General features: G+C 70.6%; 19 protein-coding genes, 1 pseudogene and 1 riboswitch. Of the genes and pseudogenes, 4 read left to right on the forward strand and 16 right to left on the reverse strand.

The annotated features are described in order from the left end of the window. Positions 1-17: 17 nt before the first annotated feature. Positions 18-1,604: a GMC oxidoreductase gene (locus ABZ919_RS25100; RefSeq protein ID WP_361251845.1), complete on the reverse strand. Its 1,587-nt coding sequence runs from the start codon at positions 1,602-1,604 to the stop codon at positions 18-20. Positions 1,605-1,736: 132 nt separating this feature from the next. Then, positions 1,737-2,879, reverse strand: a complete 1,143-nt coding sequence (locus ABZ919_RS25105) for a glycosyltransferase family 4 protein (protein WP_361251848.1) — start codon at positions 2,877-2,879, stop codon at positions 1,737-1,739. 117 nt (positions 2,880-2,996) lie between these two features. Between ABZ919_RS25105 and ABZ919_RS25110 the strand changes: the two genes are divergently transcribed. Further along, positions 2,997-4,232 carry a glycosyltransferase family 87 protein gene (locus tag ABZ919_RS25110; protein WP_361251851.1) on the forward strand — a complete coding sequence of 412 codons (1,236 nt, stop codon included), beginning with the start codon at positions 2,997-2,999 and terminating at the stop codon, positions 4,230-4,232. Positions 4,233-4,285: 53 nt separating this feature from the next. Here ABZ919_RS25110 and ABZ919_RS25115 read toward each other — a convergent pair whose 3' ends face one another. From ABZ919_RS25115 to ABZ919_RS25135, 5 genes are all read right to left on the reverse strand, one after another. After that, positions 4,286-5,479 carry a hypothetical protein gene (locus ABZ919_RS25115; protein ID WP_361251853.1) on the reverse strand — a complete coding sequence of 398 codons (1,194 nt, stop codon included), beginning with the start codon at positions 5,477-5,479 and terminating at the stop codon, positions 4,286-4,288. Positions 5,480-5,507: 28 nt separating this feature from the next. Continuing rightward, positions 5,508-6,572 (reverse strand): NlpC/P60 family protein, encoded by a 1,065-nt coding sequence (locus tag ABZ919_RS25120; RefSeq protein WP_361251856.1) that lies wholly within the window; start codon positions 6,570-6,572, stop codon positions 5,508-5,510. Between the two features lie 296 nt (positions 6,573-6,868). Beyond that, positions 6,869-7,903 carry an NlpC/P60 family protein gene (locus ABZ919_RS25125; RefSeq protein WP_361251859.1) on the reverse strand — a complete coding sequence of 345 codons (1,035 nt, stop codon included), beginning with the start codon at positions 7,901-7,903 and terminating at the stop codon, positions 6,869-6,871. 220 nt (positions 7,904-8,123) lie between these two features. After that, entirely contained in the window at positions 8,124-9,467 is a 1,344-nt protein-coding gene (locus ABZ919_RS25130) for an NYN domain-containing protein (protein WP_361251862.1), read from the reverse strand. 41 nt (positions 9,468-9,508) lie between these two features. Beyond that, positions 9,509-9,748, reverse strand: a complete 240-nt coding sequence (locus tag ABZ919_RS25135; RefSeq protein ID WP_014672226.1) for a hypothetical protein — start codon at positions 9,746-9,748, stop codon at positions 9,509-9,511. A gap of 155 nt (positions 9,749-9,903) precedes the next feature. Here ABZ919_RS25135 and ABZ919_RS25140 point away from each other — a divergent pair, with 155 nt between their 5' ends. Beyond that, positions 9,904-10,695: a rhomboid family intramembrane serine protease gene (locus ABZ919_RS25140; protein ID WP_361251864.1), complete on the forward strand. Its 792-nt coding sequence runs from the start codon at positions 9,904-9,906 to the stop codon at positions 10,693-10,695. Then, positions 10,692-10,973 (forward strand): Lrp/AsnC ligand binding domain-containing protein, encoded by a 282-nt coding sequence (locus ABZ919_RS25145; RefSeq protein ID WP_361251867.1) that lies wholly within the window; start codon positions 10,692-10,694, stop codon positions 10,971-10,973. The genes ABZ919_RS25140 and ABZ919_RS25145 overlap by 4 nt, the downstream gene beginning before the upstream one ends. A 181-nt stretch (positions 10,974-11,154) precedes the next feature. Here ABZ919_RS25145 and ABZ919_RS25150 read toward each other — a convergent pair whose 3' ends face one another. The 6 genes from ABZ919_RS25150 to ABZ919_RS25175 all read right to left on the reverse strand — a co-directional run bounded on the left by ABZ919_RS25150 (position 11,155) and on the right by ABZ919_RS25175 (position 18,306). Next, a complete protein-coding gene (locus ABZ919_RS25150) occupies positions 11,155-12,537 on the reverse strand; it encodes an aminotransferase class V-fold PLP-dependent enzyme (protein WP_361251870.1) in 1,383 nt (460 codons plus the stop codon). Between the two features lie 179 nt (positions 12,538-12,716). Then, positions 12,717-12,833, reverse strand: a riboswitch (SAM riboswitch). A gap of 85 nt (positions 12,834-12,918) precedes the next feature. Next, positions 12,919-13,983 (reverse strand): anthranilate phosphoribosyltransferase, encoded by a 1,065-nt coding sequence (gene trpD, locus ABZ919_RS25155; protein ID WP_361251872.1) that lies wholly within the window; start codon positions 13,981-13,983, stop codon positions 12,919-12,921. A 137-nt stretch (positions 13,984-14,120) separates the two neighbouring features. After that, on the reverse strand, positions 14,121-15,758 hold the full coding sequence (locus tag ABZ919_RS25160; protein ID WP_361251875.1) for a cytochrome bc complex cytochrome b subunit: 1,638 nt from the start codon (positions 15,756-15,758) through the stop codon (positions 14,121-14,123). Further along, on the reverse strand, positions 15,755-16,813 hold the full coding sequence (locus tag ABZ919_RS25165) for a Rieske 2Fe-2S domain-containing protein (protein WP_361251877.1): 1,059 nt from the start codon (positions 16,811-16,813) through the stop codon (positions 15,755-15,757). Before ABZ919_RS25165 ends, ABZ919_RS25160 begins: the two co-directional genes overlap by 4 nt. Then, positions 16,810-17,622, reverse strand: coding sequence for a c-type cytochrome (locus tag ABZ919_RS25170; protein ID WP_361251880.1), 813 nt, complete (start codon positions 17,620-17,622; stop codon positions 16,810-16,812). The genes ABZ919_RS25165 and ABZ919_RS25170 overlap by 4 nt, the downstream gene beginning before the upstream one ends. Positions 17,623-17,685: 63 nt before the next feature. Continuing rightward, positions 17,686-18,306 (reverse strand): heme-copper oxidase subunit III, encoded by a 621-nt coding sequence (locus ABZ919_RS25175; RefSeq protein WP_361251881.1) that lies wholly within the window; start codon positions 18,304-18,306, stop codon positions 17,686-17,688. Between the two features lie 167 nt (positions 18,307-18,473). On the opposite strand from ABZ919_RS25175, the gene ABZ919_RS25180 reads away from it, so the two are divergent. After that, positions 18,474-18,875 carry a hypothetical protein gene (locus tag ABZ919_RS25180; protein WP_361251883.1) on the forward strand — a complete coding sequence of 134 codons (402 nt, stop codon included), beginning with the start codon at positions 18,474-18,476 and terminating at the stop codon, positions 18,873-18,875. Between the two features lie 38 nt (positions 18,876-18,913). On the opposite strand, the gene ABZ919_RS25185 is transcribed toward ABZ919_RS25180, so the two are convergent. The 3 genes and pseudogenes from ABZ919_RS25185 to ABZ919_RS25195 form a co-directional block, all read right to left on the reverse strand. After that, positions 18,914-20,173 carry an Ig-like domain-containing protein gene (locus tag ABZ919_RS25185; RefSeq protein WP_361251885.1) on the reverse strand — a complete coding sequence of 420 codons (1,260 nt, stop codon included), beginning with the start codon at positions 20,171-20,173 and terminating at the stop codon, positions 18,914-18,916. A 174-nt stretch (positions 20,174-20,347) separates the two neighbouring features. Further along, positions 20,348-20,746, reverse strand: coding sequence for a cytochrome c oxidase subunit 4 (locus tag ABZ919_RS25190; RefSeq protein WP_361251887.1), 399 nt, complete (start codon positions 20,744-20,746; stop codon positions 20,348-20,350). Then, positions 20,743-21,150, reverse strand: a pseudogene (locus tag ABZ919_RS25195) (cytochrome ubiquinol oxidase subunit I); the annotation flags it as partial. The gene ABZ919_RS25190 and the pseudogene ABZ919_RS25195, both read right to left, overlap by 4 nt.

A 21,150-nucleotide genomic window follows, 5' to 3' on the forward strand; every position in this document is an offset into this window, starting at 1 on the left:
CGCCTCCTGACGGAGCGTCATGGCGCGGTGTCCTCGGCGAGGACCCGCGCCATCGTGCGTTCGGCGAGCGCGGTGATGGTGACGAAGGGGTTCACGCCGATGTTGCCGGGCACGAGCGAGCCGTCGGTGACGTACAGCCGGTCGTAGCCCTTCACCCGGCCGTAGTCGTCGGTGGCCTTGCCGAGGACGCAGCCGCCCAGCGGATGGTAGGTGAAGTCGTCGGCGAAGACCTTGCTGTTCGAGCCGAACAGGTCGTAGCGGTAGATGGTCGCGTTGGCCAGGTTGATCCGGTCGAACAGTTTCCTGGCCATGCTCACCGACACCGCGCTCTGGGCGGGACTCCAGCCGAGCTTCACCGTGCCGGAGGCGGAGTCGTAGGTGAAGGAGGCCCGTTCGGGGTTCTTGGTGATCGCCAGATAGAGGCTGATCCAGTGCTCGAACCCCATGGGCAGCGGGGCGATCTCGGCGAAGACGGGGTTGTCGGTGTTGGCCCAGTCGTCGATGCCCATCACCGGCATGGTGGCCTCGTCGGCGCCGACGGTGTCCCAGACGTGGTTGGCGCGGCCGAGCATGGTGTTGCCGTTGGTGCCCCAGCCGGCGCCCACGGCCGGGTTCAGGTCGGGCAGGGTGCCGGTGTCCCGGGCGCGCACGAGGAGTTCGGTGGTGCCGAGGCTGCCGCCGCCGAGGAAGAGATAGGTGCAGCCGTAGCTCTTGGTCTCGACGACCGCGCCGGTGGTGTCGATCCGGTCCGCGGTCAGGACGTACGACCCGTCGGCCGCCCGGCTGATGGACCTCACCTTCTCCAGGGTGTGGAGGGTGACGTTGCCGGTGCCGAGGGCGGCGGCCAGGTAGGTCTTGTCGAGGCTGCGCTTGCCGTGGTTGTTGCCGTAGATGACCTCGCCGGCGAGCGCGGACTTCGGGGCCGTGCCGGCGGCCTCCTGCTGCATGTGGCCGAAGTCGTAGACGTTCGGCACGAAGGTGGTCCTCAGGCCCGCGTTGCCGGCGGCCTTCCGGGAGGTGCGGGTGAACCGGTACCACTCCGTGGACTCGAACCAGGCCGGGTCGATCGTGTTGACGCCGAGCATGGAGCGGGCGCGCGGGTAGTAGGTGCCGTACATCTCGTCGGCGTCCACGGTCGGGAACTGCTCGCTGAAGTACGACCTCAGGGGCGTGACCGCCATGCCGCCGTTGACGAGGGAGCCGCCGCCGACGCCGCGGCCGACGTAGACGGACATGCTGTCGTAGTGCACGCGGTCCAGGACGCCGGGATAGGAGCCGATGTCCTTGTTGACCACGTCCAGCCAGAGGAAGGTGGCGAGCGGGGCCTCGGTGCGGGTGCGGAACCACATGGAGCGCTGGTCGGGGGCGGTGGTGGAACAGAAGATCCTGCCGTCGGGGCCGGCGGTGTTCCACAGCCGGCCCATTTCGAGGACGAGGGTGCGGATGCCGGCCTGGCCGAGGCGGAGGGCGGCGACCGCGCCGCCGTAACCGGAGCCGATGACGATCGCGGGCGCGGCTTCCGCGGCGTCGGGCTGCGCCGCTCGGGCCGACTGGAGTCCGATGCGGGTGAAGCCGAGGGCCGCTGCGGTCTGCAGTGCGGCCATGCCGAGTATGTGACGTCTCGTCAGCTGACGTCTCATCAGGTTTGCTGTCATGTGCGCAGCATGGGCGGATTATGGGCTTCCGCCAAGTGTGAAGACGCCACCGGGGGAAGGGAGGTTCTCAGGCCTGCTGCACTACAGCAGGTCCTTCAGGCGCTCCGCCAACAGGTCCCAGCGCCACTTCTCCTCCACCCACTTGCGGCCGCGCTCGCCCATGCGGCGGCGCAGCCCGGGGTCCTGCAGCAGGGGGATGATGCGGTCCGCGGCCTCCTCCACGGAGCCGCCCCTGACCACCCAGCCGGTCTCCCCGTCCAGGACCGCGTCCGGAGCGCCGCCCGAGTCGCCCGCCACCACCGGCAGCCCCGTCGCCGAGGCCTCCAGGTAGACGATGCCCAGGCCCTCCACGTCCAGGCCGCCGCGGCGGGTGCGGCAGGGCATGGCGAAGACATCGCCGGCGCCGTAGTGGGCGGGGAGTTCGGACCAGGGCACGGAGCCGGTGAAACGGACGGAGCCGCCGACACCGGTCTCGGCCGCCATCCGCCGCAGGTCCCGCTCGTAGGGCCCGCCGCCGACGATGAGCAGGACGGTGTCCGGCTCCGCGGCGAGGATGCGGGGCATGGCCCGGATGAGGGTGTCCTGGCCCTTGCGCGGGACCAGGCGGGAGACGCAGACCACGACCGGGCGGTCGGTCAGGCCGAGGCGGGCGCGGATCTCGTCGCCGCCGGAGCCGGGGTGGAAGGTCTTCTCGTCGACCCCCGGCGGCAACTGGACCATACGGCCCGCCGCCGCCGGCGTGAGCGCGGTGGCGATGCGGGAGCGGGTGTACTCGCCCAGATAGGTGATCGTGTCCGTCGACTCGCCGATGCGGCGCAGCAGGTCCCGGGCCGCCGGCAGCTGGGCCCAGCCGGCCTCGTGGCCGTGGGTGGTGGCCACCAGTCGCCCGGCGCCGGCCCTGCGCAGTGCCGGGGCCATGAGGCCGAGCGGTGCCGCGGCACCGAACCACACCGAGGCGCACCCGTGCTCGCGCAGCAGTCCCACCGCCCGCCGGGTCACCCGCGGGGTGGGCAGCAGCATGGTCGTACGGTCGCGTACGACGGTGAAGGGCTGCTCGGCGTCGAAGGCGGCCGTGGCCTCGACGCCCTCCCGGCTACGCTTCCAGGTGGAGGCGTAGACGACCAGCCGGCCGGGCTCCAGGCGCAGGGCCATGTTGTGCAGGAAGGCCTGGATGCCGCCCGGCCGGGGCGGGAAGTCGTTGGTGACGATCAGGGTCTTGTGCATCGTCGCCGACCCTACCGAATCGGCTGTCCGGAGCCGGGCGCGGCCGAGTTTGTGGCATGCGCACACCGGCACACGACATCATGGTGCCCGACCTGAAATCGAACGGCAGGGGATCTCGTGGAGACGAAGGGCGCCGGGCGGTCCCTGGCATGGCTGCTCGCGACCTGGGGCGTGACCCGTGCGGCACTGCTGCTCTTCGTGTTCCAGGTGTTCGTCTTCCCGGGCCCGGACGTCACCTCCGACGTCTCGGTGATCTACCGGGGCTGGTACGAGGTGCTGCGCCAGGGCACGTTTCCGCTGGACGACGTGACCTGGCAGTACCCGCCGGCCGCCGCCCTGCCGGTCCTCTCCCCCGCCGCGCTGCCCTTCCTGTCGTACGCGCACGCCTTCTTCGTGCTGGCGTTCCTCGCGGACGTGGTCGTCCTGGCGCTGCTGCTGCGCACCGCCCGGCTCCCCGGCCGGTCCGCGCGCGGCACCTGGGTGTGGGTCGCCGGGGTGCCGCTGCTCGGCCCGACGGTGTACGCCCGCTACGACGTGATGGTGACCGCGGTGGCCGTGGCGGCGCTGCTCGCCGGGGTCCGGCATCCCAGGGTGATGGGCGCGCTCGCCGCGTTCGGGGCGCTGCTGAAGGTGTGGCCGGCGCTGCTGCTGGTCGGTGTCATGCGGCGGCGGGCGTGGTGGTCGGCGGCGGTGACCTCGTCCGGCCTCGCCGCGCTGTTCGCGGTGTCGATGCCGGGCGCCTTCGCCTTCCTCACCTTCCAGCGGGACCGGGGTACCGAGGTGGAGTCGCTGGGCGCGCTGGTCTTCCATGTGGCCCGGCACTTCGGCTGGCACGGCCAGGTGCTGCTGAACTACGGCTCGATCGAGTTCCTCGGCCCGCACGTGGACCAGGTCAGCGCGGTGGCGCTGGCGCTGACGGGGGCCGCCTTCGGCTGGCTGCTGCTGTGGCGGCTGCGCGTGCGCAGGACGGCGCCGCACACGCTCGCCGAGGCGGCCTTCACCGCCGTCCTGCTGTTCACGGTCACCAGCCGGGTGATCAGTCCGCAGTACCTGGTGTGGCTGGTCGGCCTGGCCGCGGTGTGCGTGTCGTACCGGGCGAGCCGGATGGCGGCGCCCGCGGTGATGGTGGTGGCCGCCTCCTTCGTGACGGTCCTGGAGTTCCCCCTCGGCTTCGGGCACGTGGTGACGAGCGACCGGTACGGCGTCCTGCTGCTGGCGGTGCGCAACGGCCTGCTGGTCGCGGCCTCGGTGACGGCGGGCCGCCGACTGTGGCGCTCGACCGTGCCGCCGGCCCCCACCTCGTCCCTGCCGCCCCAGCCGGCCCGCCCGCACGAGACCCCGGTCTCCCCCTGACGCGTCCCGGCGGCCCCCGGCCTCCGGACCGCCGGCCGACGCCCGGGAGGGGTTCACTCGGTCCGGGTCAGCTGTGCCCGTACATACTGCTGCCACTGCTCGGTGAACGCTCCCGGTGTGGTGCCGAGCACCTTCTCCAGGGCGTTCTCGACCGCGCCGGCCCGCTTCCGGTGATCGCCGACAGCGCGGTAGAAGGCGTCGAGCCGGGCCGTGCCCCAGTGGTCGGCGATCATCCGGCAGGCCAGCCAGCCGCCTTCGTAGGCCTGGGCGAGCTCGGACGGGGCGCTGGTGAAGCCGAAGTCCTTGTCGGCGGGGAGCGCGGTCGGCGGGTGGCCGTCCTGGACGGCACGGGTGAGCTCGGGCGCGACCTCGGCCGGCCTGCGGCCGGTGCCGAGGTAGCCGATCCAGTCCGCGTAGCCCTCGGAGAGCCACAGCGGGGTCGCGGCGGTGGTGTGCGCGCGGGTGGCCACATGGGTGGTCTCGTGGGTGAGCACCACCTGCTTGCCGAGGTCGCCGAGGATGGCGTACGCATCCGGGTTGACGACCACCCGGTCCGCCGGAGCATTGCCCGAGCCTCCCGCCTCGCCGGTGGTCACGGCCGCGATGCCCCGGTAGTTCGCGGCGGGCGAGCCGAGCAGACGCGCCATGCCCTGCAGGGAGCGCGGGACGAGGACGACGACATGGCGGGTCCAGCCGCTGCCCCAGGCCCGGGAGACGGCCGGCACGGCGCGGTCGGCCAGCGCCGCGTACCGCCGCAGGTCGGCGGAGGTCCGGCCGGTGCCCAGCACCAGGCTGTGCGCACCCCTGAAGGCGGTCACCGGGCCCTGGTCCCACAGCTGCTGGCCGGTGTCCCGGGCGGGTCCGTCGGCGGTGACGTACCACTTCCCGTCGGCGGTGCGGCCGAGGGTGAGTGTGCGGCGGGCGTCGACCGGGGCCTTGTCGTACCCGGCGACCCGGTAGCTCAGGTCGGCCTCGGCGGTGGCGCCGGAGGAGGTGCGGCGCACGGCCGTGACCCGGTAGGTCCAGGAGGCCAGCGGCAGGGCGCGCAGCCGGGTGTACTCGGTGCGGGTGCCCGTCGCCCCGTACGCCGTCTCGTCGTGGCCGAGGAGGGCGGCGGAGCGCCGGTCCAGCAGGTGCTGCACCTCGGTGCGGACGGAGTCGGCCGGGGTGCCGCCGCAGCCGGCCAGGGGCAGCAGCAGTCCGAGCCCCACGGCCCCGATGCTCCACACCCGTCTGCGACCAGCCATTTCCCGATCGTAACGGCGAGCGGCGGGTTCAGGGCCGGGTGACCGAGGAGATCGGCATCATCCCGACCGGGTCGTAGCGCACCGTCGCTCCCGGGTAGGGGGCGTGGACGACCTGGCCGTTGCCGACGTACATCCCGACATGACTGGCGTCGGAACGGTAGATCACCAGGTCGCCGGGGCGGGCCTGGGAGAGCGGGACGCTCCGGCCGGCGAACCGCTGCTCCTGCGAGCTGCGCGGCAGATGAACCCCGGCGTGCGCGTACGACCACTGCATCAGGCCCGAGCAGTCGAAGCTGGAGGGGCCGCTGGCACCCCACACGTACGGCCGGCCGACGGCTGAGCGGGCGGCGGCCACCGCGGCGGCGGCGCGGGGGTCGGGGGCGTCAGCCTCGGAGGCCTCGGGCGCGACGAGACCCGTGAGGTCGGGCAGGACGGACAGAGCGGGCAGATCGGCGCGGCCGTCGCCGTCGGAGCGCGAGACCCGCTCGGTGAAGTCGGCGCGTTCGGCGACCGGGAGCGTGTTGAGCAGCTGCCGGGCCTTGACGAGCTTCTTCTCCACGATCCGCTTGTTCGTGACCACGGCCTTGCGGCTGCTCGCCAGTTCGGCGAGCTTGCCGGCCGCCTCCGTGCGCTCCTGGGCGAGCTCCCGCAGCGCCGACTGCAGCTCCCTCAGCCGGCCGGCCTGCTGGGCGGTGATGCGGTCCAGGGTGGACGCCTTGTCGAGGTAGTCGTCGGGGTCGTCGGAGAAGAGCAGCGCGACGGCCGGGTCGATGCCGCCCGCGCGGTACTGGGCGCCGGCCAGTGAGCCGAGCTGCTCGCGCAGGGTGTTGATGCGCTGCTGCTTCCGGGCGATGAGGTCCTGGGCCTCGCGCACCTCGTGGCGCAGCACGCCCTCCCGCTCCTGCGCCTTGTCGAAGGCCTGGGTCGCTTGCTCGGCCTCCTCGTAGAGCCGGTCCACCTCACCCCGGGTGCCGCCGCGCGGCGCCGCGTGCGCCGGTACGGCACCGAGCGCGGCGGCGGCGGCCGACAGCACACAGAGGGTGACGGCACCCCGGTCGAATCCGGACGAGGCAAGGCGGCGATGAGACCCCACGGCAGTCCTTCTGCTGGCGGACACGAGACTGCTTCCCCGGCGCCTGGGGACGGGGATGGCCCCGGCGCCGGGGAAACGGGGCAGACAGTAGCCGCGTCGAAGGCCCCCGGCCAAAGGCCGCGGTGGCAACACAGGGTGACGCCCCGCCGCTGACGCAGGTCATGGGCGGGGCGTCGAGTCACTTCCGGTCCACGGGATTCGCCCGTTCGGGCGCCGCCGGGTCAGCATCTCCCCCCGCCCTCGCGGGTATCGGACCGGGTTTCGCCGGGGTGTCGGACCGCTGCTCGCGGGAAGGGTCAGACCCGGACGCCGAACTGGAACGGCATGTCGGAGATCGCCTCGTAGCGGACCACGGCGCCGGTGTGCGGGGCGTGCAGGACCTGGCCGTTGCCGGCGTACAGGCCCACGTGGTGGATGTCGCCGTAGAAGAACACCAGGTCGCCGACCTTCAGGTCGTTGATGGAGCTGATCCGGGTGCCGATGGTGGCCTGCGACTCGGAGGTGCGCGGGATGGAGACGCCGGCCTGGGCGTAGGCCCAGGAGGTCAGGCCCGAGCAGTCGAAGGAGGACGGGCCGGAGGCGCCGTAGACGTACGGCGAGCCGAGCACGCTCTGGGCGGCGGCGAAGGCGGCCGCGGCGCGGCCGGAGGCCGGCGGGGCGTCGCCGAGGTTCACGCGCTGGCTGGAGGAGCGGTCGGCGCGGGCCTGCTGGGCGGCCAGCTCCTGCTTCTCCTTGGCCGTCAGGGTGTTGAGGAGCTTCTGCGCATCCGCGAGCTTGGCCTGGACCTCCTGCTTCTTCTGCTCCAGCTGGGTGCGCGTGGAGGAGAGGTCCTTGAGCTTCTCGGCGGCTTCCGCCCGCTCCTGGGCGAGTTCGCGCTGTTTGTCCTGAATCTTCTTCAGGGCGTCGACCTGCTGGGCGCTCAACTGGTCGAGCGTGGAGGCCTTGTCGAGGAAGTCGTCCGGGTTGGAGGACAGGAAGAGCTGGACCGAGGGGTCGATGCCGCCGGAGCGGTACTGCGCGGTGGCCAGCGAACCCAGGCCGTCCCGCAGCTTGTTGAGGTCCTGCTGGCCGCGGGCGACGTTGTCCTGGATGGTGGAGATTTCCTTCTGCAGCTTCTGCTGCTTCTCCTTCGCCCCGTCGAACTTCTCGGAAGCCTGCTCGGCCTGCTGGTAGAGGTCGTCGACCTTGGCCTTGACCTGGTCCTTGGTGAGCTTCTGGCTCGGCGCGGCGTTGGCGGCGTTCGCGCTCAGGACGACGGCTGCGGCGGCTGCGGTGGTCAGCACAGTCACGCGGGCGCGACTCTGCTGCTTGGGTCGACGGTGGGACGCCACGGAGGACGAACTCCTTCTTGTGAGTGAGTGAATGATCACCCGTTCGGAGGTTCGAGCCCAGACCCTAGTGACCCACTTGTGATCAGTTCAAATCCTCACACTAAAAAATCCCATCACACAATGCATTCTTTGCCCATGACTCACATGCAGTGACGCGCGACTGACACTACGTTGCGTGAGGATCAGTCCAATTCGGGCATTGCGTATGCCCGTTGGACCTTCAGGACAGTCGCTTGAGAAGCACCGCAGACGCGACCGGTCGGGCACCCGCCCTGGCGATCCCGTCGGCCACCTCCCGGTCGGTGGAGGCGACGATGACCGGACGGCCGGGCGGCTCCGCGCGCACCAGTTGGCGGATCAGCTCGTCGGCCGTGACACCCGGCTTGGAGAACAGCACCCGCACCCCGCGCGGCGGCGCGAGCAACACCGGGGCGGCCAGTTCGGCGCCGTCGAAGACGCACGTCACCTCGGCGCCGGTCTGCGCGGCGAGCGCGGAGAGCTGGCCGAGGAGCCTGAGCCGCTGCTTCTCCAGCGGCATCTGCGGATAGCCGGTCTTGGTGACGTTGTAGCCGTCGACCACCAGATGCGCCTGCGGCAGCGCGAGCAACTGGTCGAGGATGGCCGGATCGTTCTCGGACAGGGCACGAGCCGCGATGTCCTTCGGTGTCATCCGTCCCGGTTCGACCGCATCCACGGTCTCGGCCGGCCGCACCGACACCGGTGGCAGGGCGAGTTCGCGCCGGAGGCCCTGGGTCGCGTCCAGCAGGGTGTCGAGCAGCAGCCGTACCCGCATGTCCTCCACGCTGCGGCCCTCGCGGGCGGCCCGGCGGGTGGCCTCCAGCGCGGCCTCGGCCTCACCGAGGCGGGCCTTGAGCCGGCGGGACTCGCTCTCGGCGGCCGACGCCCGCAGCTGCGCCTCGGCGCGCACGGCGTCCATCTCGGCCTGAGCCTTGCGCAGCGCCGCCTCCCCGCGCCTGACGTCGCTGACGGCGGAACGGAGTTTGCGGTGAAGCGATTCCGCTTCCTTCTTCACCGACTCCAGCTCCGCACGCAGCCGTTCGGCCTCGGCGCGGGTGTGGTCGCGGGCCTCGGCCAGCTCGGCGCGCAGCCGCTCCAGCTCGGCCCGGCTCTCCTCGTCGGCACGCTCGGCGTCCGCCCGCTGGGCCTCCTCGCCGGCCGCGGTCACCAGCTTCACCCAGCCCCCCTGGCGCAGTACGTAGGCCGCGGCCGCCACGTCGAGCGGGTCCGCGGCCGGGGGCGGGGAGCCGGATTCCAGGGCGCCGGCGAGTTCCGGCTGTGCCTCTCTGAGCTTCTCCCCGATCCGCTGGCGGAACAGCGGATCGGTCTCCAGGGCCGCGGCCATCGCGTTCCCGGCGAACTTCGCCCGGCGGCTGGGGGTGAACCGGGCGTACTGCCGGAGCTGGGCGGGCAGTTCCGTCAGGGTCAGGCCGCCGAAGGCGTCCGAGACGATCTGCACGACCCGGCGGCGCACGCCGTCGGGCAGCGGACGGTCAAGCACCTCAGCGGTGCCGTCGCCCGGCCCCCCGCCTGCGGTCTCCACCATCCGTCACACCCCACTACTTCACGTCCACGGGGCCGCTCCGCTCAGGAGCCGGCACCCGGCCTGTCCACGAGTTCCACCTGGTCCACCGCGTTGCACCAGCGGCAGCGCACCGACTCGATGGTCTCACTGACCACCTCGCGCTCCTCCACGGTCGGCTCGCCGGCCAGATCGAGGTGGACGTACTCGACGACCTTCGAGGAACGCGTCACGTCGAACCGGGTGAGGTTGCCGCACAGGGTGCAGCGCCATCGGGTGGTCGCGGTCGGCAGGGGAACCGTCATCGTGGCTGTCCGCTTCCTTCTCGTCGTCGCTCGCCGCGCCGCCGGCCGACGCGTGTGGCGGTAACCCTACGGCCTGGGGGCAAGTCGCCGCTGGTCCGTCCGCGGCGGCGAGGCGGTCTGTCGGCTTGCGTCCCGTTACGTCATGCTCTGTGTTCATGATCAGCGAGTGGAGCACGGCGGCCGGCAGGGCGCTCAGAGCGATCCGGAGCACCCCAGCACCCGTGACGTACGGCCTCATCGCCCTGTGCTGTCTGCTCTTCGTCCTGGGCCCGGCCTCGGGTCTCACCCCGGGATACGGCTCCGGGGACGCCCTGCTCGCCGCGCAGCGGGCGTATTTCCGGCGCTGGGGGGTGGTACCGGCCGAGCTGTTCGCCAGGCCGGTGCGCGCCGCCCTGACCCCCGCCACGGCCTTGTTCGTGCACGGCAGCTGGGTGCATCTGCTCGGCAACATGCTCTTCCTCTTCGTCTTCGGCGTGATGACCGAGGAACGGATGGGCCGGGTCGAGTTCAGCCTCTTCTACGTCGGCTGCGGATATCTGGCCCTGCTGGGCTACGCGGCCGCCAACGCCGCCTCCGAGCAGTCGCTGGTCGGCGCCTCCGGGGCGATCTCGGCGGTCCTCGGAGCGTTCCTCTACCTGTTCCCCCGCGCCCGTGTCACCAGTCTTCTGCCGTTCCTGTTCTTCCTGCCACTGCGGTTCCCCGCGTGGGTCGTGCTGCCGTTCTGGGCGGCACTGCAGTGGGCGGCGGCGGGGCAGAGCTCCGACGGGCCGGGGGTGGCGTACCTGGCCCACCTCGTCGGCTTCGGCCTCGGCTTCGGCTACGCGTGGGTCCGCTACAGGAAGAGGGGTGCGAAGCCCGGCGCCGGGACGGCGGTGGTGGGCGACGGGCGGGCGACTAGAGTGAAGCCCGCCCCAGCTCCGGCACCCGAGGGAGAGAACCAGCCGTGATCACCGCGATCGTCCTCATCAAGACCAGCGTGGACCGGATCCCCGAGATCGCGGAGCGGATCGCCGCGCTGGAGAGCGTCAGCGAGGTCTTCTCGGTCACCGGCACCTACGACCTGATCGCCATGGTCCGGGTCCGCCGGCACGAGGACCTCGCCGAGGTCATCCCCGGCCGGATCAGCAAGATCCCCGGCGTGGAGGGCACCGACACACACGTCGCGTTCCGCACGTACTCCCAGCACGACCTGGAGGCGGCGTTCGCGATCGGTCTGGACAACTAGGAGCGGCGCCGCTCAGGCAGCCGTCGGCCGCCCCGGCGACGGGGACGGTCGCCCGCCCGCCCCCGACGACCCGCGAGCCGCCGGCCCGGCCCGGGCACCGCGAGGCGGGCGGACGTGGGCCGGGAGGCGGAGCCCCGTTCCGGACGGGGCCGCAGGGCCCCGCCCCTCCGCGCGGCGCTGTTCACACCGCCGGTACGCAGCGGCCGTCCTCGGTCCGGTACGTCCACTTCGCACCCTCGGTCACCAGCTCCCTCACCGCGGTGACGAAACGGTCCACGTGCTCGTCGGGAGTCCCCGCGCCGAAGCTCACGCGGATGGCGTTGAGGGACTTCTCGCCCGGCGCCGCCTCGGGGGCGCCGCATTCGCCCTGGGTCTGCGGGTCGCTGCCGAGGAGGGTGCGCACCAGGGGGTGGGCGCAGAAGAGACCGTCGCGGACGCCGATGCCGTACTCGGCGGAGAGCGCGGCGGCGAAGTGGGAGCTGTTCCAGCCCTCGACGACGAAGGAGATCACGCCGACGCGCGGGGCGTCGTCGCCGAAGAGGGAGAGGATCTTCACCTCGGGGACCTCGGCCAGGCCCACGCGGACCCTGCGGATCAGGTGCTGCTCGCGGGCGACCAGGGTGTCCCAGCCGGCCTCGGTGAGGGCCTTGCAGGCCGACGCGATGGAGTAGGCGCCGATGACGTTCGGGGAGCCGGCCTCGTGCCGGGCCGCGCTCTCGTGCCACTCCACGTCCACGCCGCCGTCCTGACGCCGGGTCACCTTGCGGCTGGCGCCGCCGCCCGCGAGGTAGGGCTCGGCCGCGCGCAGCCAGTCGGCACGGCCGGCCAGGACGCCGGAGCCGAAGGGGGCGTACAGCTTGTGGCCCGAGAAGGCGACCCAGTCGACGTCCAGGTCCCGGACGTCGACCGGGTGGTGCGGGGCGAGCTGGGCGGCGTCGAGGACGACACGGGCGCCGTGGGCGTGCGCGGCGGCGGCCAGCTCGCGTACCGGCCACAGTTCGCCGGTGACGTTGGAGGCGCCGGTGACGCAGACCAGGGCCGGGCCGTGCGGGGTGCGGTCGGCGAGGGCCCGCTCCAGGGTCGTGACGGCCTGCTGCGGGGTGCGCGGCGCATCGAGGTAGGTGACCTCCGCGTCCTGCCAGGGCAGCAACGAGGCGTGGTGCTCGGTCTCGAAGACGAACACCTGGCAGCCGGCGGGGAGGGCACGGGCGAGCAGGTTGAGGGAGTCCGTGGTGGAGCGGGTGAAGATCACCTGGTCGTCGGTCCGGCAGCCGAGGAACGCGGCGACCGTCCTGCGGGCGTTCTCGAACAGGTCGGTGGAGAGCTGGGAGAGGTAGCCGGCGCCGCGGTGGACGCTGCCGTAGTACGGCGCGTAGGCGGCCACGTCGTCCCAGACGCGCTGCAGGGCGGGGGCGCTGGCCGCGTAGTCGAGGGCCGCGTAGGCGACCTCGCCGCCGGTGACGAGGGGGACGGTGACGTCGCGGCCCAGAACGGGCAGCGCCTCCGAAAGGTCACGGCAGACGGACCGGTCGGCGGCAGCGGTGAAGACGGAGAAGACGGACATGACTGAACTCCCGTGAAGGCAGGCGGAATCCGCCACGCGAGCGGGCACGCTCGAGCGTGGGCGGGTGAAAGGGGTGTGCGGAGGCGGGGCTCTGCGGCCCTATCGCATTCGCTTGCTCACGGAAGGCTCCCTCGAACGACCAGGACCCCTGGCCCCACACTTGTGAAAAGCGTGCGAGGGGTCCGCGCTTGCCGTGAACCCTGCTGTCCACGACCTGGTCCTCACCCGGGGCACCCCGCCACGGACGGAGGGTTGCCGGACAGCCGGCCGGGGCCGAATGGCTGTCACTCATGACCTGGTTCAGTATCCTGCCACACGATCTTCGATGCGCAAGGCGCAGTCCGCCATCCGGACTGCGCCTTGCCTCGCGTGGTGCCGCGGTCAGCGGTTGGTGGCGGTCACCCACCGCTCCAGTGCCCGCTTCGCCGCGCCCGAGTCGATGGACTCGGCGGCCCGGACCATGCCGGCCCGCAGCTGCTCGGCGAGCGGGGCGTCGGTCGGCCGGAGGGCCACCAGGGCCGCCGCGGAGTTCAGCAGGACGGCGTCCCGCACCGGGCCCTGTTCGCCGTCCAGCAGGCGGCGGGCGACCTCCGCGTTGTACGACGGGTCGCCGCCGCGCAGCGCCTCCACGGGGACGAGACCGATGCCGACGTCACGCGGGTCGAAGCTCTCCTCGGTGACCTTGCCGTCGCGGACGACCCAGACGTGGGACGTGGACGTCGTGGTCAGCTCGTCCAGGCCGTCGTCGCCGCGGAAGACCAGCGAGGAGTTGCCGCGCTCGGCGAGCACGCCCGCGACGATCGGCGCCTCGTGGGCGACCGCCACGCCCACCGCCTGGGCGCGCACCTTGGCCGGGTTGGTCAGCGGGCCGAGCAGGTTGAAGACCGTCCGGATGCCCAACTGGCCGCGCGCGGCGCCGACATGACGCAGCGCCGGGTGGAACTTCACCGCGAAGCAGAAGGTGATGCCGGCCTCGTCCGCGACCTCGGCCACCCGCCGGGGCGGCAGGTCGAGGTTGACGCCCAGCTTCTCCAGGACGTCGGAGGAACCGGAGGCGGAGGACGCGGCGCGGTTGCCGTGCTTCACGACCTTCGCCCCGGTACCGGCGACGACCAGCGACGACATGGTGGAGATGTTCACCGTCCTGGCCCCGTCGCCGCCCGTGCCGACGATGTCGACGGTATGGCCGGGCACCTCGATGACGTTGGCGTGCTCGTACATCGTGCGGACCAGACCGGTGATCTCCTGCACCGTCTGTCCCTTGGCCCGCAGAGCCACGGCGAACCCGGCGATCTGTGCGTCGGTCGCCTCGCCGCGCATGATCCTGTCCATCGCCCACGCGGTGTCGTCGGCGGACAGGTCGTGGCCGTCCAGCAGGCCGTTCAGCAGGGCGGGCCAGGAACGGCCCGCCGCGGTGTCGCCTCCAGCGGGGGTCACAGCGCTCATGAGCCGCTCCTGGGTGGGTGTCCCGCAGTACGGGATACGAATCTCGAACAGGTCCACCCTATCGAGGCCCGGGCACCGCGAAGGGCCCCGTCCGTAACCCGGACGGGGCCCTTCTGCGTGGCGTGGCGACGCGGAGGTCAGTGGTGGCCGTGGCCGCTCGTGATCTCCTTGTACTCCTCGACGGTCGGCTTCGGGATCTGGTTGTCCTCGCCGTAGTAGGCGTTGGACAGCTTCACCCGGAACCGCTCCGAGGTACCGACCTTGCGCTCGACACCGTTCTCGTCGACGGTCGGGCCGATCTCGGCCGGCACGTACTGCTCGTGCGCGGTGAGAGTGTGCAGCTGCTCCTGGCTGAGCGGCTCGTGCACCTCGATGAACTCACCGTGCGGCAGGCGCTTGATGATGCCGGTCTCGCGACCGTGCAGCACCTTGTCGCGGTCGCGGCGCTGCAGGCCGAGGCAGATCCGCTTGGTGAGGAGGAACATGACGACCGGGCCGACGAAGACGAAGACCCGGACGAACCAGGTGACCGCGTTGATCGACAGGTGGAAGTGGGTGGCCCACAGGTCGTTGCCACCGCCGATCAGCAGGGTCAGGTAGATCGTCATCCAGGCGACACCGAAGGCGGTACGGGTCGGGGCGTTGCGCGGGCGGTCCAGGATGTGGTGCTCGCGCTTGTCCCCGGTGACCCAGGACTCGAGGAACGGGTAGACCGCGATCGCCACCAGGACCAGCGGGAAGATCATCAGCGGGATGAACACGCCCAGGACGAGCGTGTGGCCCCACAGGTTGATCTCCCAGCCCGGCATGAAGCGGATCAGGCCCTCAGAGAAGCCCATGTACCAGTCGGGCTGGGCGCCGGTGGACACCTGGTCCGGACGGTAGGGACCCATGGCCCAGATCGGGTTGATCTGGGCGACCGCCGCGATGGCCGCGATGACACCGAAGACCAGGAAGAAGAAGCCTCCCGCCTTGGCCATGTACACCGGCAGCAGCGGCATGCCGACGACGTTCTTCTCGGTCTTTCCGGGACCCGCGAACTGCGTGTGCTTGTGGTAGAAGACCAGGATCAGGTGGCCCACCATCAGGCCGAGCATGATGCCCGGCAGCAGCAGGATGTGGATCGAGTAGAACCGGGCGACGAAGTCGTGGCCGGGGAACTGGCCGCCGAAGAGGAAGAACGACAGGTACGTGCCGACGATCGGCACGGACAGGATCGCGCCCTCCATGAAGCGGACACCGGTGCCGGAGAGCAGGTCGTCCGGGAGCGAGTAACCGGTGAAGCCGGTGAACATGCCGAGGACGAACAGCAGGAAGCCGAACAGCCAGTTGATCTCACGCGGCTTGCGGAACGCGCCGGTGAAGAACACGCGCATCATGTGCGCGAACATGCCGGCGAGGAAGATCAGCGCGGCCCAGTGGTGGATCTGCCGCATGAGCAGACCACCGCGCACGTCGAAGGAGATGTGCACGGTCGAGCTGAACGCCTCGGACATCATCTGTCCCTGCAGCGGGACGTAGCTGCCGTGGTACACCACCTCGTTCATCGAGGGGTGGAAGAACAGCGTCAGGTAGACGCCCGTCAGGATGATGATGATGAAGCTGTACATGCACACTTCGCCCAACATGAACGACCAGTGGTCGGGGAAGATCTTGCGCATGTTGGACTTGGCCAGGGAGTAGATCCCGAGCCGGCCGTCCGCCCAGTCGGCGATCCGCTCGCCGGCCGGTGCCTTCCCGCGAGAGCGGGGCGTTTCGTTCGCTGCAGTACTCATCCGCGCTCCCAGAATGCAGGACCGACGGGCTCCTCGAAGTCGCCGAGCGCCTGGAGGTAACCCTCGCTGTCCACACCGATGCGCAGCTGCGGCAGGGCGTGGCCGGCGGGGCCGAAGATCACTCGGGCACCGTCGGAGAGGTCGAAGGTGGACTGGTGGCACGGGCACAGCACGTGGTGCGTCTGCTGCTCGTACAGCGAGATCGGGCAGCCGACGTGGGTGCAGATCTTCGAGAAGGCGACGATGCCCTCGTGCGACCAGTCGAGCTCGCGCTTGTCCTTGATGTTGTCGGGCTGCAGCCGGACGATCATCAGGGCCGCCTTGGCGAGCTCCGTCTGGAACTGGTCGTCCGTCTCCTCCAGGCCGTCGGGCTTGGCGAAGGTGAGCGAACCGACGGCGACGTCCTCGGGGCGCAGCGGCTGGTTCGTGTTCATGTTGATCAGGCGCTTGCCCTTGGCCCACAGGGTGTGCCGCAGCGAGGTGCCGGGCGCCGGGCCGAGGCCGCCGAGCAGCATGACGCCGGAGAGCGGCACCAGGGCCAGCGCGCCGAACATCGTGTTGCGAATCAGCTTGCGGCGGCCGAACGCCGACTCCTTGGCGCCCTGGCGGAAGTCCGCGTGGACCTTCGCACGGACCTCCGGCGACGCCTCGATCGGGTGCCGGTCGTCGGCGACCTCCACGTCGGACATCAGGGTCCGGGCCCAGTGGACCGCGCCCGCGCCGATGCAGAACAGCGCCACGCCGAGGGTCAGGCCGAGCGCGAAGTTCATCGCGCTGAGGTGACCGATCGGGAAGACGAAGATGCTCTCGTCGTTCGGAATCGCCACGTACGAGACGATGAAGCCGATGGTGGCCAGCATCGACACCGTGAACAGCAGGGCGACCATGCGCTCGGACCGCCGGGCGGCCCGCTCGTCGACGTCCTGGATGCGGTGCTCGTGCGGCGGCAGCCCCGGGTCCGCGAACGGGTTCTGCTCGTCCGCGATCCCTACCGCGCCGTGTGCGTGGTCCTGCTCAGCGGGCAGGTTCTCTTCTGGAATGTCTTGGCTACTCATGACTTCTTGGCCTTTGCGGTCCGAGCGGCGACCCAGACGGCGACCACGATCAGCGCGCCGAGTCCGAAGATCCAGGCGAACAGACCCTCACTGACCGGCCCGAGGCCGCCCAGCTCCAGACCGCCGGGGTTCGTCGTCTCGCTGCTGTCGACCGCGTGCAGGTACGCGATGATGTCCTTCTTGTTCTTGGAGGACAGCGTGGTGTCGGGGAAGGACGGCATGTTCTGCGGGCCGGTCTGCATGGCCTCGTAGATGTGCTTCGGGTCGACACCCTCCAGCGTGGGCGCGAACTTGCCGTTCGTCAGGGCACCGCCCTTACCGGTGAAGTTGTGGCACTGCGCGCAGTTGGTACGGAACAGCTCGCCGCCCTTGGCGATGTCCGCGCCGTTCGGGCTGTACTCGTCCTTGGTCGGCACGTTCGGGCCGGCGCCCAGCGAGGCGATGTACGCGGCGAGCTGGTCGATCTGCGACTGGTTGTAGACGACCTTCTTGCGCGGGACCTGGGCACCCTGCGAGGTGGCCGCCGGCATACGGCCGGTGCCGACCTGGAAGTCGACGGCCGCGGCGCCCACGCCGACCAGGCTCGGGCCGTCGGAGGAGCCCTGCCCACCGGTGCCGTGGCAGCTGGCGCAGCCGACCTCGTAGAGCTTCTTGCCCTCCTGGATGGTCAGGGACTGGGAGGTTTCATCGGCCTGCGCCTTGCCCGCGGGTGCGAACGCGGCGTACAGCCCCCCAGTGGCCGCCAGCGCGAGGAGTAGGACGACGACCGCCGCCAGCGGATGGCGTCGTCGTGCGGAGAGCTTTTTCACGGATTACCCCGGTGTCAGGATCTTCTGCGTCGGTGCTTCTGGATGTGCGGGATCGGGTCCCGGCTACTTGATCAGGTAGATCGTGGCGAAAAGGCCGATCCAGACCACATCGACGAAGTGCCAGTAGTAGGACACGACGATGGCGGCGGTCGCCTGCTCGTGGGTGAACCTCTTGGCCATGTAGGTGCGGCCGAGGACCAGCAGGAAGGCGATGAGACCGCCCGTCACGTGCAGGCCGTGGAAGCCGGTGGTCAGGTAGAACACCGAGCCGTACGGGTCGGAGGACAGCGAGATGCCGTCGTCCCTGACCAGGCTCGTGTACTCGTAGATCTGACCGCCGATGAAGATCGCGCCCATGATGAAGGTGAGGATGAACCACCCTCTGAGCTTCTTCACGTCGCCTCGCTCGGCCGCGAACACGCCGAGCTGGCAGGTCAGCGAGGAGAGCACCAGGATCGTGGTGTTCGTCGCGGAGAAGGGCACATTGAGCGCGTCGGCCATGTGCTTCCAGTGCGCCGGACCCGTCACCGATCGCAGGGTGAAGTACATCGCGAAGAGGGCCGCGAAGAACATCAGCTCGGAACTCAGCCAGATGATGGTTCCGACGCTGGTGAGGTTCGGCCGGTTGACCGACGGGTGCGCGTGCCCGGTTTCTACTGTCGTTGCTGTCGCCACGACCGACATTATGTCGGTCGCTTATCCCGCCCTCACTCCGGGGGGTGCCGTTCGGAGTGTTGCTGCCCGCCGAACCGGTGTTGACGTGGTGTTCATGGGGACTTCCACGGGAGTAAGCTCCGCCCCGAACGGCCCTGTCCGTCCCGTCCGTACGACGCTGACGTCCCGGAGGAACAATGCAGCCGACCGCCACGGTGCTGGTCTACAGCGACGACTCCAACACCCGCGAGCAAGTACGGCTGGCCGCCGGCCGCAGGCCGGCTCCCGACGTCCCCCCGGTCGAGTTCCTGGAGTGCGCGACGCCGGACGCGGTCCTGCGCGAGCTGGACCGAGGCGGCATCGACGTGTGCGTACTGGACGGTGAGGCCGTGCCGATGGGGGGCATGGGGGTGTGCCGGCAGATCAAGGACGAGGTCTTCAACTGTCCGCCGGTACTGCTGCTGATGGGGCGGCCCCAGGACGCCTGGCTGGCCACCTGGAGCCGGGCCGACGCCGCGGTCACCCTGCCGGTGGATCCGGTGGAGTTCGCCTCGGCACTGGCCTCGCTGCTGCGTCAGCGGCGGCTGGTGGGCGCCTAGGAGCCCGGGGCGCGGTTCCCCGCGCCCCTTCGGAGCGCCTACAGCGCCGCCGGCTGCAGGCGTACCGCGTCCGCCTCCGACGGTGTGTCGGGCTTGCCGTCGGTCAGGGCGCTGCCCTTGCGCCACTTCTTCCAGTCGACGTTCCAGTCGCCGAAGCCGTTGCCGAAGTCCTCCATCTGGTGACCCTTGGAGTTCACGACCTTGACGATGTCACCCTTGTGGATGTGGGCGAAGAACCACTGGGCGTTGCCGTTGCTCATGCCCGTGCAGCCGTGACTGACGTTGGCGTATCCCTGTGAGCCCACGGACCAGGGCGCGGCGTGCACGTACTCGCCGGACCAGGTCACCCGGGTGTCCCAGTAGACGGGCAGGTCGAAGGAGTCGGAGCTGCCCGCGGCGATGCCGATCGTGCTGCTGCGCATGCGTACGAGGTACGCCTTCTCCAGGACGACCTTGATGCCGTTGCGGGTGTCGTAGCCGGGTCTGCCGGTGGTGACGGGGATCTGCTTGACCTGCCGGCCGTCCTCGAAGAACGTCAGCTCGTGTGTCGCGGCGTCCGTGACGGCCTCGATGCGGTCACCTGTGGTGATCTTCACCGGTTTGGACGTGCCGCCCCACAGCCGGTCGCCGATCCTGATGCCGTCCAGGTTGCTTCGCACCGTGACGGTGGCGTGGGTGGGCCAGTACTCCTGGGGCCGGTAGTGGAGTTCCTTGTCGGACACCCAGTACCAGGAGCCCTGCACGGCCGGCGTGGAGTCCACCCGGAGGCCGCGCTCCACCACGGCGCGCTGCGCCTTGTCCTTGACCGGCTGGTCGAGTTGGGCGGTGATGGGCTGCCCGACGCCGTACTGGCCCGTCTCCGGGCCGAAGGTGACGGTCAGGCGCTTCCTGCTCGCGGGCTTGCTGGTGTCGAACGTGAGGACCTTGCGGCCGGGCGCGCCGTCGTCGTCCTCGGTGCTCACCGTGACCGTGTAATGGGCGCTGGCGGCCAAGGGGGAGGTGCTGTGCCAGCGACTGCCGTCGGCGGCGAGTTCGCCCGCCACATAGCGCCCTGTGGAGTCCTGGGCGATGACATCGGTGATGCGCCCGTCGTCGTTGACGGTGATCTCCAGGGGCTTGTCCGGGTCGGCGAGTTTGCCGTCCTCGGTGGGACCGTTGAAGGAGATCGTGCCCGCGGCGTCGTACGGCTTGGCCGACAGGGGGTTGCCGTCCGAGCTGCAGGCGGTGACGCCCGCGCCGAGGGCGGTCACCAGCAGGGTGCAGCTGACAACGGTGCGGGTCCGCGGATTGTGGTTCATATGATCACGCTATGAGGTGCTGACCCCATCGGCGCGGCAGGTAATCCGTACGAGTGAGCGACACTACGGCAGACGCACGACCGCCGGCGGAAGACCGGCGAGGCGTGTCCGGGAACGCGGAAGCCCGGACCCTCCTGACGGAGTGTCCGGGCTTCCGGTGTGTGTTCCCGTGTGCTACTGGGTGCGGTTCTCACCGTGGTAGTACTCGAACACCCAGCCGAACAGGCCGACCACGATGAACGGGGCGGAGAAGTAGATCAGCCACCAGCCGACCGCGATGCTGAGGAAGGCGATCGCGCCGCCGAAGCCCAGCATGAGCGGCTGCCAGCTGTGCGGGCTGAAGAAGCCCAGCTCGCCCGCGTCGTCCGCGACGTCGGCCTCCTTGTCGTCCTGGGCGCCCGCGTCGACCCGCCGGGCCGTGAAGCCCAGGTAGAAGCCGATCATGATGCTCAGGCCGAAGGCCAGGAAGAGTGCGGTGGTTCCGGCCGGCTCCTTCGACCACACGCCGTACACGACGGCCATGATCAGGAGGAAGAAGCTCAGCCAGATGAACATCCGGCCCTGGATCTTCACTTGCCGGCCTCCTTGCTGCCCGCGACGGCGGCGGTGCCGTGACCGGCGTGCTCAAGCTGTTCGAGCGCGGCGATCTCCGGGTGGTGCAGGTCGAACGCCGGGGATTCGCTGCGGATCCGCGGCAGGGTGAGGAAGTTGTGCCGCGGCGGCGGGCAGGAGGTCGCCCACTCCAGCGAGCGGCCGTAGCCCCACGGGTCGTCGACCTCGACCGGCTTGCCGTACTTGGCCGTCTTCCACACGTTGTAGAGGAACGGCAGGATCGACAGGCCGAGCAGGAAGGAGCTGATGGTCGACACCGTGTTCAGGGCAGTGAAGCCGTCGGCCGCCAGGTAGTCGGCGTAGCGGCGCGGCATGCCCTCGGCGCCCAGCCAGTGCTGGACGAGGAAGGTGCCGTGGAAGCCGAT

It is taken from the genome of Streptomyces sp. NPDC046759 (assembly GCF_040645475.1).
GTDB lineage: Bacteria > Actinomycetota > Actinomycetes > Streptomycetales > Streptomycetaceae > Streptomyces.

Bases quoted from the DNA above. Each gene is read 5' to 3' on its own strand.
- ABZ919_RS25100 (WP_361251845.1), bottom strand. From the start codon at position 1,604: ATGGCCGCACTGCAGACCGCAGCGGCCCTCGGCTTCACCCGCATCGGA.
- ABZ919_RS25105 (WP_361251848.1), bottom strand. From the start codon at position 2,879: ATGCACAAGACCCTGATCGTCACCAACGACTTCCCGCCCCGGCCGGGC.
- ABZ919_RS25115 (WP_361251853.1), bottom strand. From the start codon at position 5,479: ATGGCTGGTCGCAGACGGGTGTGGAGCATCGGGGCCGTGGGGCTCGGA.
- ABZ919_RS25130 (WP_361251862.1), bottom strand. From the start codon at position 9,467: ATGGTGGAGACCGCAGGCGGGGGGCCGGGCGACGGCACCGCTGAGGTG.
- ABZ919_RS25135 (WP_014672226.1), bottom strand. From the start codon at position 9,748: ATGACGGTTCCCCTGCCGACCGCGACCACCCGATGGCGCTGCACCCTG.
- ABZ919_RS25140 (WP_361251864.1), top strand. From the start codon at position 9,904: ATGATCAGCGAGTGGAGCACGGCGGCCGGCAGGGCGCTCAGAGCGATC.
- ABZ919_RS25150 (WP_361251870.1), bottom strand. From the start codon at position 12,537: ATGTCCGTCTTCTCCGTCTTCACCGCTGCCGCCGACCGGTCCGTCTGC.
- trpD (WP_361251872.1), bottom strand. From the start codon at position 13,983: ATGAGCGCTGTGACCCCCGCTGGAGGCGACACCGCGGCGGGCCGTTCC.
- ABZ919_RS25160 (WP_361251875.1), bottom strand. From the start codon at position 15,758: ATGAGTACTGCAGCGAACGAAACGCCCCGCTCTCGCGGGAAGGCACCG.
- ABZ919_RS25165 (WP_361251877.1), bottom strand. From the start codon at position 16,813: ATGAGTAGCCAAGACATTCCAGAAGAGAACCTGCCCGCTGAGCAGGAC.
- ABZ919_RS25175 (WP_361251881.1), bottom strand. From the start codon at position 18,306: ATGTCGGTCGTGGCGACAGCAACGACAGTAGAAACCGGGCACGCGCAC.
- ABZ919_RS25180 (WP_361251883.1), top strand. From the start codon at position 18,474: ATGCAGCCGACCGCCACGGTGCTGGTCTACAGCGACGACTCCAACACC.
- ABZ919_RS25185 (WP_361251885.1), bottom strand. From the start codon at position 20,173: ATGAACCACAATCCGCGGACCCGCACCGTTGTCAGCTGCACCCTGCTG.